This window comes from Micromonospora chersina, from assembly GCF_900091475.1.
GTDB lineage: Bacteria > Actinomycetota > Actinomycetes > Mycobacteriales > Micromonosporaceae > Micromonospora > Micromonospora chersina.
Genome location: NZ_FMIB01000002.1, coordinates 3,615,164 through 3,628,766 on the forward strand (window position 1 = coordinate 3,615,164; position 13,603 = coordinate 3,628,766).

15 protein-coding genes are annotated in these 13,603 nt (G+C 73.5%); 8 read left to right on the forward strand and 7 right to left on the reverse strand.

Annotated elements, in window-relative coordinates; translation table 11 throughout:
* The first annotated feature begins 15 nt into the window (after positions 1-15).
* Complete coding sequence (locus GA0070603_RS16580) at positions 16-744, forward strand: hypothetical protein (protein ID WP_091314506.1); 729 nt, start codon at positions 16-18, stop codon at positions 742-744.
* Here GA0070603_RS16580 and GA0070603_RS16585 read toward each other — a convergent pair.
* A complete protein-coding gene (locus GA0070603_RS16585; RefSeq protein WP_091314509.1) occupies positions 715-1,359 on the reverse strand; it encodes a TetR/AcrR family transcriptional regulator in 645 nt (214 codons plus the stop codon). The genes GA0070603_RS16580 and GA0070603_RS16585 overlap by 30 nt on opposite strands.
* Before the next feature lie 92 nt (positions 1,360-1,451).
* Between GA0070603_RS16585 and GA0070603_RS16590 the strand changes: the two genes are divergently transcribed.
* Entirely contained in the window at positions 1,452-2,102 is a 651-nt protein-coding gene (locus GA0070603_RS16590; RefSeq protein WP_091314513.1) for a PH domain-containing protein, read from the forward strand.
* An 81-nt stretch (positions 2,103-2,183) separates the two neighbouring features.
* Here the strand turns inward: GA0070603_RS16590 and GA0070603_RS16595 are convergent, their stop codons facing one another.
* Complete coding sequence (locus tag GA0070603_RS16595) at positions 2,184-3,380, reverse strand: acyl-CoA dehydrogenase family protein (RefSeq protein WP_091314517.1); 1,197 nt, start codon at positions 3,378-3,380, stop codon at positions 2,184-2,186.
* 182 nt (positions 3,381-3,562) lie between these two features.
* On the opposite strand from GA0070603_RS16595, the gene GA0070603_RS16600 reads away from it, so the two are divergent.
* Positions 3,563-4,021: a DUF4190 domain-containing protein gene (locus GA0070603_RS16600; RefSeq protein WP_091314521.1), complete on the forward strand. Its 459-nt coding sequence runs from the start codon at positions 3,563-3,565 to the stop codon at positions 4,019-4,021.
* A gap of 3 nt (positions 4,022-4,024) precedes the next feature.
* Here the strand turns inward: GA0070603_RS16600 and GA0070603_RS16605 are convergent, their stop codons facing one another.
* Entirely contained in the window at positions 4,025-4,915 is an 891-nt protein-coding gene (locus GA0070603_RS16605; RefSeq protein ID WP_091314524.1) for an SDR family NAD(P)-dependent oxidoreductase, read from the reverse strand.
* Between the two features lie 114 nt (positions 4,916-5,029).
* Here GA0070603_RS16605 and GA0070603_RS16610 point away from each other — a divergent pair, with 114 nt between their 5' ends.
* Positions 5,030-5,596 carry a DUF4190 domain-containing protein gene (locus tag GA0070603_RS16610; protein WP_091314529.1) on the forward strand — a complete coding sequence of 189 codons (567 nt, stop codon included), beginning with the start codon at positions 5,030-5,032 and terminating at the stop codon, positions 5,594-5,596.
* Positions 5,597-5,652: 56 nt separating this feature from the next.
* Here GA0070603_RS16610 and GA0070603_RS16615 read toward each other — a convergent pair whose 3' ends face one another.
* Positions 5,653-6,609, reverse strand: coding sequence for an HpcH/HpaI aldolase/citrate lyase family protein (locus GA0070603_RS16615; protein WP_091314533.1), 957 nt, complete (start codon positions 6,607-6,609; stop codon positions 5,653-5,655).
* Between the two features lie 126 nt (positions 6,610-6,735).
* Between GA0070603_RS16615 and GA0070603_RS16620 the strand changes: the two genes are divergently transcribed.
* The 3 genes from GA0070603_RS16620 to GA0070603_RS32060 all read left to right on the forward strand — a co-directional run bounded on the left by GA0070603_RS16620 (position 6,736) and on the right by GA0070603_RS32060 (position 9,060).
* Positions 6,736-7,560, forward strand: coding sequence for an SDR family NAD(P)-dependent oxidoreductase (locus GA0070603_RS16620; RefSeq protein ID WP_091314535.1), 825 nt, complete (start codon positions 6,736-6,738; stop codon positions 7,558-7,560).
* A gap of 49 nt (positions 7,561-7,609) precedes the next feature.
* Positions 7,610-8,326, forward strand: coding sequence for a GNAT family N-acetyltransferase (locus GA0070603_RS16625; RefSeq protein ID WP_091314538.1), 717 nt, complete (start codon positions 7,610-7,612; stop codon positions 8,324-8,326).
* A gap of 89 nt (positions 8,327-8,415) precedes the next feature.
* On the forward strand, positions 8,416-9,060 hold the full coding sequence (locus GA0070603_RS32060; RefSeq protein ID WP_091314542.1) for a hypothetical protein: 645 nt from the start codon (positions 8,416-8,418) through the stop codon (positions 9,058-9,060).
* A gap of 3 nt (positions 9,061-9,063) precedes the next feature.
* Here the strand turns inward: GA0070603_RS32060 and GA0070603_RS16635 are convergent, their stop codons facing one another.
* Together GA0070603_RS16635 and GA0070603_RS16640 are read right to left on the reverse strand one after the other, a co-directional pair.
* The gene (locus GA0070603_RS16635) at positions 9,064-11,214 is read right to left on the reverse strand and encodes an APC family permease (RefSeq protein ID WP_244282540.1); all 2,151 of its coding nucleotides are present in this window, start codon (positions 11,212-11,214) and stop codon (positions 9,064-9,066) included.
* Between the two features lie 55 nt (positions 11,215-11,269).
* Positions 11,270-12,235 (reverse strand): DMT family transporter, encoded by a 966-nt coding sequence (locus GA0070603_RS16640; RefSeq protein WP_425270437.1) that lies wholly within the window; start codon positions 12,233-12,235, stop codon positions 11,270-11,272.
* A 96-nt stretch (positions 12,236-12,331) separates the two neighbouring features.
* Between GA0070603_RS16640 and GA0070603_RS16645 the strand changes: the two genes are divergently transcribed.
* A complete protein-coding gene (locus GA0070603_RS16645; RefSeq protein WP_091314554.1) occupies positions 12,332-13,027 on the forward strand; it encodes an HAD family hydrolase in 696 nt (231 codons plus the stop codon).
* 27 nt (positions 13,028-13,054) lie between these two features.
* Here the strand turns inward: GA0070603_RS16645 and GA0070603_RS16650 are convergent, their stop codons facing one another.
* The gene (locus tag GA0070603_RS16650; RefSeq protein WP_167544554.1) at positions 13,055-13,588 is read right to left on the reverse strand and encodes a hypothetical protein; all 534 of its coding nucleotides are present in this window, start codon (positions 13,586-13,588) and stop codon (positions 13,055-13,057) included.
* Positions 13,589-13,603 lie beyond the last annotated feature (15 nt).

Here is a 13,603-nt window from a genome sequence, read left to right on the forward strand (position 1 = left end):
TCGGGGGTAGGGCCGGTGCGATCCGGCCCCGACGAGCTCTGGTCCCGGCGGCTGCTCGCCCTGCTGGCAGGCACGGCGGTGGCCGTGGCGACCGCCCGCGGGCTGCTCGCGCTGGATGCGTCCGACCTGACCCAGTTTCGCGGCCAGGTGTGGATGGTGACCGCGGTGCACCTGGCGCAGCAGCACTGGCGGCCACGCCGGACCGGCCGGCTGCGCTGGCGGTCCCGGGTGGTCGGACGGCACGGCACGGAGCCCGGGCTGGTGGCCCGGCGGTCCACGGCGGGCTGGCTGCGGCTGACCGCCGATCTGGCCCTGGGGTCGGTGGTGACGCTCGGCGTCGCCTCGCTGCTGCCAGACCGTTGGCGGTGGGTGGAGGTGGGGCGACCGGTGCTGCTGGCGGCCGTGGCCCTCGGCCTGGGCTGGGCCGTCTACCGAGAGGTCCGGTTCACCGGCCGGCTCGCGTTGACCGCGAGCGGAATCCGGGACGGTGGGGAGTGGTATCCGTGGTCGGAGATCCGGGAGGCCCGACCGAACTCCCGGAAGCGGGAGGACGGCGTGTGGCTGCGTCTCGATCCGGGCCGGCTCCTGCCGCAGGTGGTCGGCGGGCGCGACGTGACAGTGTCGGACGAGCGGCTGCTGGCCGCGATCGAGCGATTTCGCGCCGCGCCGGAGGCGCTGGCGGTGGGGCTGCCGGTGACCCCGCCGGAACCGGCCTCATCGTCGGACGGGCGGTTGCCGGCCTGACCCGTCACGGTTGACGGCCCCGGGTGGGGGCTCGGGGCCGAAAAGCAGGTCGAGTTGGGTGTCGAGGGCGGCCAGGGCGGTCTCCGGCGGGTAGTGACCGCCGAGCAGGTAGATGCCGAGCCCCTCCATCACCGCCAGCAACCCGACCGCGGCCCGCTCCGGGTCCACCCTCGAGGGGGCTCCGGAACGGATCAGGCCGGCGATGAAGTCCAGCAGCCCGGCTGTCTCGTCGTGCAGCGCGGCGGCGACGGCCGGGCGTACGGCGGTGTAGGCCAGGAACGCCAGCGCCACGCGGCCGTCGGCTCGGCGCTCCTCGTCGAGCGGCAGCAACTCGGCCAGCATGGTCCGCAGCAGCTCGCGCGGTGCCGGTGCCTCCCCGAGCGCCGCGATGGCCCGGGTCACCCGCGCCTCGTTGCGGTCGCGGACCACGGCGAGCGCGAAGGTCATCATCTCGTCGCGGGTGCGGAAGTAGTGCTGCACCATCCCGGAGCTGACGCCGGCCGCGGCCGCCACGTGCCGAAGGCTGACCGCCTCCAGGCCCTGCTCGGCCGCGACCCGCATGAGCGCGTCCGCGATCAGCGCGCGGCGCTCCCGGTGATCGACCCGCTTCGGCATCCACCCATGCTTTCACAATACGACTGCATTGACACGTCGCCCGGCCAGCGTTTACGTTGCAACTGCAATGCAAACGGAAGGGTGGGCGGGAGATGGCAGGCGTCGACGTGGTCCGGCTGGCTCGCCGCGCGGTCGCGTACGAGTGGGGCATGTGGCGCAGCCTGGCCCGATGGGTCCTGCGACGGCCCTACCCGGTGGCGCCCGGCGCGGAGACGTTCTCCTACGTCGGCGTGGTGCAGCCGATCCTCGGCGTGTTCATCGCGCTGTCGACAATCGAGATCCCGGTCCTCGACCTGATCCTCAGGCACACCGTCGGCTGGCCCACGGTCCGGCATGCCGCCATCGGGCTCGGCGTCTGGGGCGTGCTGTGGATGGTGGGACTGCTCGCCAGCCTGCGGATCCACCCGCACGTCGCCGACGACACCGGCCTGCGGATCCGCAACGGCGCCTCGCTGGACGTCACGATCCCGTGGAGTGCGGTCGCCCGGGTAGAGGCGCGCTACCGGTCACTGCCGTCCAGCCGAGCCGTCCAGTACGACCCGGACGACCCCACGGTGCTGAACCTCGGCGTAGGCAGCCAGACCGCGGTGGACGTGATGCTGCGAGAACCCCTGTCGGTACCCCTACCAAAGGGACCGAGCACACCGGTGAAAGAAATCCGCCTCTACGCCGACGACCCAAAGGCACTGGTGACCCGCGCCCGCCGGCACCTCCCCGCGCCGGACCCCACCCAGCCCCGTTGATCAAGAAGTTCGCGTCAGCGGAACGGCCGGATCCGACGCGAACTTCTTGATCAACACGGGGGTCGGGCGGGTCTCAGGGCGTCAGAGCTTGTACTCCTTCAGGAGGCCTCGGCTGATGATGGTCTTCTGGATCTCCGAGGTGCCCTCGCCGATGAGCAGGAACGGCGCCTCGCGCATCAGCCGCTCGATCTCGTACTCCTTGGAGTAGCCGTAGCCGCCGTGGATGCGGAACGCCTCCTGGACGACCTCGGCGCAGTACTCGGAGGCCAGCAGCTTGGCCATCCCGGCCTCGACGTCGTTGCGCTGGCCGGCGTCCTTCAGCCGGGCCGCGTTGACCATGAGGCCGTGCGCCGCCTCGATCTTCGTGCCCATCTCGGCGAGCTTGAACGCGACCGCCTGGTGCTTGGCGAGCGGCTGGCCGAAGGTGCGGCGCTGCTGGGCGTACGCGACGGCCAACTCGAAGGCGCGGATGGAGATGCCGCAGGCGCGGGCGGCCACGTTGACCCGGCCGACCTCGATGCCGTCCATCATCTGGTAGAAGCCGCGGCCCACCTTGTCCTCGCCGCCGAGCACGGCGGAGGCGGGGACGGTGACGCCGTCGAGCACCATCTCGGTGGTCTCGACGCCCTTGTAGCCCATCTTGTCGATCTTGCCGGGGATGGTCAGGCCGGGGGCGGTCTCGCCGAAGCCGGGCTCCTTCTCCAGCAGGAAGGTGCTCATGTTGCCGTAGACCGAGTCGGCCCCGGTGTCGGTCTTGACCAGGGTGGCGACCACCGACGAGTACGCGCCGTTGGTCAGCCACATCTTCTGGCCGTTGAGCACGTAGTTGTCGCCGTCGCGGACCGCCTTGGACTTGATCGCCGAGACGTCCGAGCCGCACTCGGGCTCCGACATCGAGAAGGCGCCGCGCACCTCGCCGGTGGCCATCCGCGGCAGCAGCCGGGCCTTCTGGTCGGCCGAGCCGTGCTGGGAGATCAGGTACGCCACGATGAAGTGGGTGTTGACGATGCCGGAGATCGACATCCAGCCCCGGGACAGCTCCTCCACCACGAGGGCGTAGGTCAGCAGGGACTCGCCGAGACCGCCGTACTCCTCGTCGATGGTGAGGCCGAACAGCCCCATCTCCCGCATCCCGTCGAGGATGTCGGTGGGGTACTCGTCGGCGTGCTCCAGCCGCTGGGCGTGCGGGATGATCTCCTTGTCGGCGAACTCCCGTACCGTTTCCAGGATCGACCGCTGCACATCGGTCAGGCCGGGCGTCTGGGCGAGTCGGGCCATCTCAGCCTCCGGGGGATCGGCGCACTACTCGTGGGTAACTGAACGCTGGGTCAGTATCGGGCCCGGGACCGGCGGAGCCAAGGTGACCAGTCCACACAACCGCTGTGAAAAGGTTCACCGCTGCGGGTAGCGTCCGCAAGAGAGAGGGCCGTCGACCTGCGAGGCGAGGGGGCGAGGAGGGCGTGAGCCAACCACCCGGTGAGCCGGACCAGCCACCGTCGCCGTACGAGCCGCCCACCTACGGCCAGCCTTACGGGGAGCCGCAGCAGCCGTACGGGCAGCCGCAGCAGCAGCCGCACTGGGGGCACCAGCCGCCCGGCGGTGCCCAGCCGCCCTACGCCCCGCAGCCCCCGTACGGCCAGTACGGGCCGCCCGGGCCCGGACCGCAGCCGCCGCGCGGCGGCGGGCCGAACGTGCTCGCCATCCTGTCGCTGGTCCTCGCCTTCGTGTTCGCCCCGGCCGGCATCGTCTGCGGCCACCTGGCCAAGCGGCAGATCCGGCAGACGGGCGAGGAGGGCGACCAGCTCGCCACCTGGGGGCTGATCCTCAGCTACGTCTTCACCGGGATCGGCCTGCTGGTCTGCTGCGGCTGGATCGGCCTCGCCTTCTGGGCCAACTCGGACAACGGCCGCGGCTACTGACGGTCAGCGGAACTCGGCCTCGCGGACGCTGTTGCCGCCGTCGACCACAAGCATCTGCCCGGTGATGTAGGAGGCGGCCGGCGAGCAGAGGAAGGCGATGGCCGCGGCCACCTCGTCCGGCGTGCCGGGGCGGCCAACCGGGGTGCCGAGACCCTGCTTGATCTCGACCATCGTGGACGCCGCCGTGTGGATGATCCCCGGCGCCACCGCGTTGACGGTCACCCCGTCGGCGATCATCTCCATGGCCAGCGCCCGGGTCAGCCCCACCACGCCGGCCTTCGCGGCGGCGTACGCGGCCTCGGTGGGCAGCGCGTTGACCGGCCCGGCGGTCGCGGCCAGGTTGACGATGCGCCCCCAGCCCCGCTCGGCCATCCCGCCGATGAACGCGCGGCTGCACAGGAACGCGGTGGTCAGGTTCCGGTCGATCTCGCCACGCCACTCGTCGTAGGTCAGCTGCGCCACCGGCCGGAGCACCTCCGGGCTGGCCCGGCTGGCCAGGCCGGCGTTGTTGACGAGCACCTCGACGTCGCCGAGCTGCTCGGCCACGGCGTCGGCGAGCGCGCCCACCTCGGACTCGTCGGTGAGGTCGGCGACGAAGCCGGTGACCCCCAGCTCGCCGGCCCGGTCGTGGATCCGCCGGGTGGTGGAGACGATCGCCACCCGGGCGCCCAGGTCGGCCAGGCGGCGGGCGGTCGCGTACCCGATGCCGTCGGGACTGCCCGCGCCGGTGACAAGCGCGACCCGGCCGTCCAGGCGCATGGTGGCCGGCTCTTCGAGCGGTGCCGGCTGGTCCTGGTCGGCGGAGCCGGTCGGGCCGCCGACGCGCGGCCGGCGCACCAGGCCCGGCCGGCTGACGTCCCGTCGCGACCGACCGCCGCGCGCGTCAAGTGCCATGCCGCGATCCTGCCCGTTGTGGACGTCCCGGGCAACGCGGCACCCGGAAAGGGGGTCCTGCGACTTGCGCGCCGATGGCTACCCTGACCGCACCACGTCCATGGAGATGATCTGATGACCTATCCCCCAGCGCCCGGTGGTTGGCACGACCCGTCGACGGCGGCCGGACCGCAGTCGAGCCCGCCGGCCGACCCGACGCTGCCGATGGCCGGCAACCCCATCCCGGCCCAGCCGACCTCGGCGGACCCGTACTCGCCCGCCGACCCGTACGCCGGCATGAAGTCCGGCGACCCGTACGCCGCCCCCGGCTACCCGCCGGCCGGCACGCCCTACGCCGCGCCGGGCTACCCGACGCCCGGCGACCCGTACGCGGCGGCCGGCTACCCCGCGCCGGCGTACCCCGCCTACGCGCCCCCGTCCAGCAAGACGAACTCCCTGGCCATCGTGGCGCTGGTGCTCTCGCTGATCGGCTTCACCTCCTGCATCACCGCCCCGATCGGCGCGATCATGGGCCACGTCGCCCGCAAGCAGATCCGGGAGACCGGCGAGCAGGGCGAGGGCATGGCGAAGGCGGCCATCATCGTGGGCTGGATCCTCACCGCATTCCTGGTGGCGCTGATCATCTTCTACGTCGTGATGATCGTGATCGCCGTCAACTCGGACAGCTCCAGCGGCTACTGACGTGGACGGGCCGCCCCGGTCGGCCGGGGCGGCCCGTCGCGGTCAGCGTCCCGCGGTCACTCCGACGGCGGGGTGAACGAGGAGGTGCGGCTCATCCCGGCGGCCCGGCCCTTGGCCGCGATCACCAGCGCCATCTTGCGCGACGCCTCGTCGATCATCTCGTCGCCGAGCATCACGGCGCCGAGCTTCCCGCCCGCCTCCGAGGTGTAGTAGTCGTACGCGTCGAGGATCAGTTCGGCGTGGTCGTAGTCGTCCTGGGCCGGGGAGTAGACCTCGTTGGCCGCGTCGATCTGGCCCGGGTGCAGCACCCACTTGCCGTCGAAGCCGAGCGCCGCGGAGCGCTTGGCCACCTCACGGAACGCGTCCACGTCCCGGATCTGGAGGAACGGGCCGTCGATGGCCTGCTTGTCGTGCATCCGGGCGGCCATGAGGATCCGCATGAGGATGTAGTGGTAGGGGTCGCCCGGGTAGTCCGGGATCAGCGCGCCGACCACCAGCGACTTCATGTTGATCGAGGCCATGAAGTCGGCCGGGCCGAAGATGATCGTCTCGACCCGGGGCGAGGCGGCCGCGATGGCGTCGACGTTGACCAGGCCCGCCGCGTTCTCGATCTGCGCCTCGATGCCGATCCGGCCGACCTCCAGGCCGAGCGTCTTCTCGATCTGGGTGAGCAGCAGGTCCAGCCAGTGCACCTGCTCGGCGTTCTGGACCTTCGGCAGCATGATGCAGTCCAGGTTGGCGCCGGCGCCCTCGACCACCTCGATGACGTCGCGGTAGGTCCACGGCGTGGTCAGGTCGTTCACCCGGACCACCCGGGTCTTGCCGGCCCAGTCGCCCTCGTTCAGCGCGGCGACGATGTTCTTGCGGGCGTCCGGCTTGGCCAGCGGCGCGACCGCGTCCTCCAGGTCGAGGAAGACCTGGTCGGCGGGGAGGCCCTGGGCCTTGCCGAGCATCTTGACGCTGGAGCCGGGTACCGCGAGGCAGGACCGGCGGGGGCGACCGACTGCGGCCATGGATGCGCTCCTTCCAGCGTCCGGCGGGCACGCCGACGCCACCACGTGAAAGACGAGAACTTAACGATCCCAAAGGGCGTTGTGACGCCACGGTAACCTCGTGCCGTGACCGGGGTGAATGGACCTGTGGAAGATCTCACTGAGCGGCGGACCGTGGTGGTGACCGGCGCCAGCTCGGGCATCGGACTGGCCGCCGCGGTCGACCTGGCGGGCCGCGGCGACCGCGTGGTACTTGTCGGCCGGGATCCGGCCCGGCTGCGCGCCGCCGGGGAACGGGTGCGCGAGTGCTGCGGCGAGCAACCCGAGCTGTTCCGCGCCGACTTCGCCGTGCTGGACGACGTACGCGGGCTCGCCGAGCGGCTGCGCGCCGCGTACGACCGGATCGACGTGCTGGCCAACAACGCCGGGGCGATCGTGCTCCAGCCCGTCACCACGGTCGACGGCTTCGAGCTGAGCATGCAGGCCAACCACCTCGCGCCGTTCCTGCTCAGCAACCTGCTGCGGGACCGGATCGGCCGGATGGTGGTGACCGCGTCGGGCGCGCACCGCAGCGGGGCGCTCGACCCGGACGACCTCAACGCCGCGCTGCGCCGCTACCGGCCGATGCGCGCGTACGGCACCAGCAAGCAGGCGAACATCCTGTTCACCGCCGAGGCGGCCCGGCGCTGGCCGGAGGTGCCGGCGTACTCGTTCCACCCGGGAGTGGTGCGGACCCGGTTCGGCAACGACAGCCGGCTGGTCGCGCTCGGCATGCGGCTGCTGCCGTTCCGCAGCCCGGAGCGCGGCGCGGAAACCCTGGTCTGGCTGGCCAACCAGGACCCGGCCCGGCTGGTCGACGGCGGCTACTACGCCGACCGGCGACTCCGCCGGCCGCTGCCCAAGGCGGCCGACCCGGCCCTCGCCGCCCGGCTCTGGACCGCCAGCGCCAAGGCCGTCGGCATCGACGCCTGAACCGTCGCCGGGTCCGCCCGCCGGGTCGTCCGCTGCCATACTCCGCCGCATGACCGAGCACGAGGGACCGACCCTGCACGTCGGCGGCGCCGACGACGAGCTGGCCGCCCGGATCGACCGGGAGCTGACCGCCTTCAACAACGCCGCCACGGGCGCCACCGACGAGGCCGACCTGACGGTGCGCGTCGTCGACCCGGACGGTGGGCTGGTGGCCGGGCTGACCGGGTGGACCTGGGGCGGCCGGGCCGGGATCAACACCGTGTGGGTGCGGGCGGACCGCCGCCGCGAGGGTTGGGGCGGCCGGCTGCTGGACGCCGCCGAGGAGGAGGCCCGGCGGCGCGGCTGCACCGAGATCTCGGTGGCCTCGTTCTCCTTCCAGGCGCCGGACTTCTACCGCCGGCACGGCTACACCGACACCGGCATCCGGGACGGCATCCCGGGCGGCCACGTCGACCACCACTTCTGGAAGCCGCTCGTCGAGGACCCGGCCGGGGTGCTCCGGGTCGTCGCCCTGGTCGACCTGAGCGCCGACCCGGAGGCCGGCCGGCGGTACGAGGACGACGTGCTGGCCCTGCTCGGGCGGCACGGCGGGCGGCTGGAGCGGCGGCTGCGTACCGGGGACGGGCGGACCGAGGTGCACGTGATCCGGTTCGCGGCGCGGGCCGGCTACGACGCGTTCCTTGTCGACCCGGAGCGGGTGGCGCTGCGGGAGGCGCTGGGCGACGCCGCCCCCACCACCCAGGTCCTCGACGTCCACGACGTCTGAGCCGAATTCCCTTCCTTCCCTCACTCCATCACGGCCGGCCGGCGGGAACAAGACTTGATCTTGCGGCTGACCGCGCGCAGGGTCGAGGCATGGACTTCGATCCGCTCGCCACCGCGCGCCGGGCCCTCTGGATCGGTGGCGCCCAGTGGGCCGGCAAGACGACCCTGGCCGTCACGCTCGCGCTGCGCCACGGGCTGACCGCCTACCTCTACGACAGGCACGACGCCCGGGGGCACGAGGACCGGCGGGTGGCCGAACGGGTCCGCCGCGGCGATCCGCCCGCCGGGCCCGACCCGGACGCGGTTTGGGTGGACCTCGCCCCGGAGCGGATGGCGGTCGAGACGCTGGCCGGTTTCCCAGGCCGGTTCGCCTGGGTGCTGGACGACCTCAGCGCGCTGGTCAGCGGCCGCCGGGTGGTCGCCGAGGGTTGGGGGCTGCGGCCGGAACTCGTCGCGCCGGTCGTCGAGTCGACCGGGCAGATGGTGGTGCTGGCGCCGACGCCGGAGTTCCGCGCGTACCAGGTGGAGCGGCTGCCGCGGGCGAGAGCGCGCCATCCCCGGGTCCGCGACCCGGAGCGGGCCTGGCGCAACCAGATCGCCCGCGACGAACTGGTCGCGGCAGACGCCGTGGCCCGGGCCCGGGACCTGGGGATCCGGGTGGTCGAGGTGGACGGGAGCCGGGACGCGGAGGAGGTCTTCGCGCTGGTGGCCGACCACTTCGCGGCGTACCTCTGAGCGTCACTCGGCCACGTGGACCGGGACGGTGGTGACCACCACGCCGGGCAGCGCCCGCAGGGCGGCGCGGAGCCGCTGCTCGACGCGGCTGTGCAGGGGGCGGTGCCAGCGGCGGCGGAGCACCACCTCCGGCACGATCACGGTCAGCGTGAGCTCGGGCCGGGTGGTGTGCAGCGCCTCCAGGTAGTGCGCCAGCGGCCCGATCACCGCCCGGTACGGCGACACGATCGTCTCCAGCCGCAGGTGGTCGCCCCATGCCTGCCACTGCTCGCGGAAACGGTCCGCCTCGACCTCCTCCGGGGCGATGTGCACGGCCAGCGTGGGCTGGCCCAGCGACGCCGCGTACGCCAGGGCCCGTAGCGACGCCCGGTTCAGCCGGGCCACCGGCACGACGACCAGGTGGCGTACCTCCTGGGGTAGCTCCTCGCGCTCGGCGGACGCGGCGGGCCCGGACGGCGTGGGCGGCTGCAGCGCCAGGGCGCGGTGCAGCGTGGCGTAGTGCCGGTGGATCCGCCGGAACAGCAGCACCAGCAGCGGCACCGCGACCACCACGACCCAGGCGCCCTCGCTGAACTTGGCCACGGCGGCGGTGATCAGCACCAACGCGGAGAGCGTCGCGCCGACGGCGTTGAGCGCCAGCCGGCGGTGCCAGCCCGGCCCGCGGTGGCGGCGCCAGTGCACCACCATGCCGGCCTGGGACAGGGTGAAGGCGAGGAAGACGCCGACGGCGTAGAGCGGGATCAGCCGTTCCGTGTGCCCGCCGAACGCGACGAAGACGACCCCGGCGGTGACCGAGAGGGCGACCAGGCCGTTGCTGAACGCCAGCCGGTCACCCATGTGCAGGAACCGGCGGGGGGTGTGGCCGTCCCGGGCCATGAAGAAGAGCAGGCGGGGGAAGTCGTTGAACGCGGTGTTCGCCGCCAGCAGCAGGATGAGCGCGGTGGTGGCCTGGAGGAACGCGTACCAGGGTCCGGTCGGGAAGGTCACCCGGCCGAGCTGGGAGAGCAGCGTCTCGCCCGGCCGCGGGACCAGGCCGTCCAGGTGGATCAGCCCGACCAGGCCGGCGAAGAGGGTGACCAGCATGGCGACCATCCAGCCCAGCGTGGTGCGGGCGTTGCGCCACTCGGTGGGCCGGAAGGCGGGGACGGCGTTCGACACCGCCTCGATGCCGGTCATCGACACCGCGCCGGAGGAGAACGCGCGCAGCACCAGCAGCAGGCCCAGCCCTTCGGCGGCCGGCACCGGCGGCGGCGACACGGGCGCGAAGCCCCGCCCCGCCGCCCGCGCGTAGCCGACCACCAGCACCGCGAGGACCGCGACCACGAAGGCGTACGTGGGCAGGACGAAGAGGTTTCCGGCGGTGCGCACGCCACGCAGGTTGCCCGCGAGCAGCACGGCGATCACCAGCACACCGAGCGGCACGGTGACCGGGGTGAGGCCGGGCACCGCCGAGGTGACCGCGTGCACGCCGGCCGCCACCGACACCGACACGGTCAGCACGTAGTCGAGCATGAGCCCGGCCGCCGCCGCCAGTCCCGGGGTACGGCCCAGGTTGTCGCCGGCCACGATGTACGAGCCGGCGCCGTGCGGGTAGGCGGGGATGGTCTGCCGGTAGGACAGCCCGACCGCGATCATCAGCACCACCAGCAGGGCGGCCAGCGGCAGGGACAGCCCGAGCGCGGCGCTGCCGGCCAGCACCAGGACGCTCACCAGCGCCTCCGGCCCGTACGCCACCGAGCTGAGCAGGTCGGAGGAGAGCACGGGCAGGGCGACCAGCTTGCGCATCCGCTCGTAGAGCACCGAGGCGCTGGAGAGCGGCGGGCCGAACAGCGTCCGGCGGGCCCGGGAGAGCAGCCGCCCGGCCCGCGAGCCGGGCAGATGGGCCGGCTCGCTGGCGACCAGCTCCCCCGGCTCCTCGACGGTGAACATCTCGATGGGCGCGAACCGGCCGAACCGGGTCGGTCGTGGGGCCCGCCCGCTGCGCCCGAGGGTCGGGTCGACGGGCAGGTCGTCCGGGTCGCGCGGCTCCCGCCAGCGCTCACCGATCCGGCTGAGGGCCGCACGCTCCTCGATGCCGAGCGGCGGCAGCTCGGCCGACGGGGTGACGATCGTCCCCCGCTCGTCCGCGTCGTCGTGCTCCCCTGCCGCCCCCACCCTCCGCACTTTCACGGAATCGGGTCGGGCGGGGGGCACTTTCCGCAAAAGCGGGTCAGTCGGTCAGCGGGGAGGGGTCGGCGGGCACCGGGACCGGCTCGGCGCGGCGGCCGGCCCGGGCCCCGCCGAGGATGACGACGGCGACGCCGGCCAGCAGCAGACCCAGCCCGGGCAGGGCCAGCGTGCGGGGCAACTGGCCCAGCCAGACCCAGCCGATCAGCGCCGCCCCGGGCGCCTCCAGCAGGATCAGCACGCTGACCGTGGTGGCCGAGACCCGGTGCAGGGCGTAGTTGAACATCGAGTGGCCGAGCAGTTGGGCGCCGGCCACCAGGCCGAGGATCGCCAGCCAGGTGGCGCCGTCGTAGCCGTGCAGGCGTACCCCGCCGGCCAGGCAGACCACCAGCAGGATCGCGGCGCAGACCCCGTAGCAGATGGTGGTGTAGGTGGTGGTGCTGATGCTCGCCCGGGCGCGCTCGCCGAAGGCGGTGTAGACCGCCGCGAACATGCCGCCGGCGACCGCCAGCAGGTCGCCCGTGAAGGCCCGGCCGGAGACGCTGAAGTCGGCGCCGGTGGCCAGCGCCGCACCGAGTACCGCGACCGCGATGCCGGCCCAGACCGCCGCGGGCAGTCGCCGCCCCTGCCACCGGGCGATGAGCCCCTGCCAGACCGGCTGGGTGGCGCCCAGCGCGGTCGCCGCGGCCACCGAGGTGAGCTGCGCGCTCGGCATCCAGGTGGCGAAGTGGGCGGCCAACGCCACCCCGGAGAGTACGCAGTACAGCCCCTCCCGCCGGCCCGCGCCGACCGTCAGCGCCCGGAACTCGGCCCGCCGCCGGGTCAGCGAGACCGGCCCGAGCACGGCCAGCGAAAGGACGTTGCGCCAGAAGGCGATGGCCAGGGCCGGCGCGGCGGCGAACGCGACCAGCGGCGCCGAGGACGAGACGGCGGCGACGGCCAGCGCGAGCGCGCCGACGGTCAGCGCGTCGAGCGGTGGGCGGTGCGGAGGGTGGGACACGGGGAGCAATACTCACACGCCCTCCGACACCACGGACCGTCAGCACTCCGTTACGATCATGCGCGTCCCGGCGATCCCCCCTCGACGCCCGGAGGCAGTTCCCCCATGCCCAGGTACCAGGCGGTGCTGTTCGACTTCTTCGGCACGCTGACCCGCTGCGTCCAGCGCGGGTCCGCCCACCGCACCATCGCCGAGCTGCTCGGCTGCCCCACCGAGACCCTGATCGACGTGCTCGACCGCAGCTACTACCAGCGCGCCAGCGGGCGGTTCGGCAACGCCGAGGCGACCCTGCGCTGGGTCTGCGGCCAGGCCGGCGTGCATCCGTCCGACGAGGCGGTACGCGCCGCCGTCGCCTCCCGCCACCGGGCGGTACGCGCCGACACCCGGCTGCGCGCCGAGGCGGTGCCGGTGCTGGCCGCGCTGCGCGGTCAGGGCGTCCGCACCGGCCTGATCAGCGACTGCACGCACGAACTGCCGGCGTTCCTGCCCCAGTTGGCGGTCGCGCCGCTGCTCGACGTGCGGGTCTTCTCGGTGCAGGTCGGGCGGTGCAAGCCCGACTCGGCGCTCTACCTGGCCGCCTGCCACCGGCTCGACCTCACCCCGGCCGACTGCCTCTACGTGGGCGACGGCGGCAGCCAGGAACTCACCGGCGCCGAGCGGGCCGGCATGACGGCGGTCCGGCTGGCCGCCCCGGACCTGACCGGCCACATGGTCTTCAACGCCGACCACGGCTGGGACGGCCCTGCGCTCACCTCGCTCACCGAGGTGCTCGACCTGCTCGACCCGGTCGGCGTCGGCTGACCGGCCGGCGGTGACGGGGGCGGCGGCTCAGCGGCGGCGGACCTTGTGGAGCCGGAACGGCTTGCGGGTGGCGCGGACCACCGGCGCCTCCCGGGGCTGCTCGGCCAGCGACCCGGCCGGCAGGTCGGCGCCGGTCAGCGCGGTGCCCGCCGGACTCAGCCGGTTCAGGGCACAGCCCTCGGCCGCCCAGCGGGCCACCAGGTCGGCGGAGGGGCCGGAGGCGTTCAGCCGCTTCGCGGCGACCAGCGGCGCGGCGTTCTCCCACTCCTCGGTGCCCGGCCGCAGCCGGGTCACCCGGGCCGGCCAGGTCACGATCCGGCCGCCGTGGTCGCCGCGCAGGGTCACGTCCGCCTCGGCGGCGTCGGCCAGGCCGGGGGCGGACTGCTCGCCCGGGCCGGTCACCACCAGCAGCGCGCCGTCGAGCGGCAGGCACCACAACGCGTACGCCGGCCCGCCGGCCACCGACACCCAGGCGACCGCGGCCTTCTTCACGGCCTCGTCCACCAGGGGCGGCGTCACCCGCTCGTCCACCTCGTCGCTCACTCCGGCATCCTCCCGCATCCCGGCCCGAAAGGG

What these genes read in the sequence shown, in the direction of transcription:
- GA0070603_RS16585 (WP_091314509.1), bottom strand. Translation starts at nt 1,359, where the DNA reads ATGCCGAAGCGGGTCGATCACCGGGAGCGCCGCGCGCTGATCGCGGAC.
- GA0070603_RS16590 (WP_091314513.1), top strand. Translation starts at nt 1,452, where the DNA reads ATGGCAGGCGTCGACGTGGTCCGGCTGGCTCGCCGCGCGGTCGCGTAC.
- GA0070603_RS16595 (WP_091314517.1), bottom strand. Translation starts at nt 3,380, where the DNA reads ATGGCCCGACTCGCCCAGACGCCCGGCCTGACCGATGTGCAGCGGTCG.
- GA0070603_RS16605 (WP_091314524.1), bottom strand. Translation starts at nt 4,915, where the DNA reads ATGGCACTTGACGCGCGCGGCGGTCGGTCGCGACGGGACGTCAGCCGG.
- GA0070603_RS16610 (WP_091314529.1), top strand. Translation starts at nt 5,030, where the DNA reads ATGACCTATCCCCCAGCGCCCGGTGGTTGGCACGACCCGTCGACGGCG.
- GA0070603_RS16615 (WP_091314533.1), bottom strand. Translation starts at nt 6,609, where the DNA reads ATGGCCGCAGTCGGTCGCCCCCGCCGGTCCTGCCTCGCGGTACCCGGC.
- GA0070603_RS16625 (WP_091314538.1), top strand. Translation starts at nt 7,610, where the DNA reads ATGACCGAGCACGAGGGACCGACCCTGCACGTCGGCGGCGCCGACGAC.
- GA0070603_RS32060 (WP_091314542.1), top strand. Translation starts at nt 8,416, where the DNA reads ATGGACTTCGATCCGCTCGCCACCGCGCGCCGGGCCCTCTGGATCGGT.
- GA0070603_RS16645 (WP_091314554.1), top strand. Translation starts at nt 12,332, where the DNA reads ATGCCCAGGTACCAGGCGGTGCTGTTCGACTTCTTCGGCACGCTGACC.
- GA0070603_RS16650 (WP_167544554.1), bottom strand. Translation starts at nt 13,588, where the DNA reads ATGCGGGAGGATGCCGGAGTGAGCGACGAGGTGGACGAGCGGGTGACG.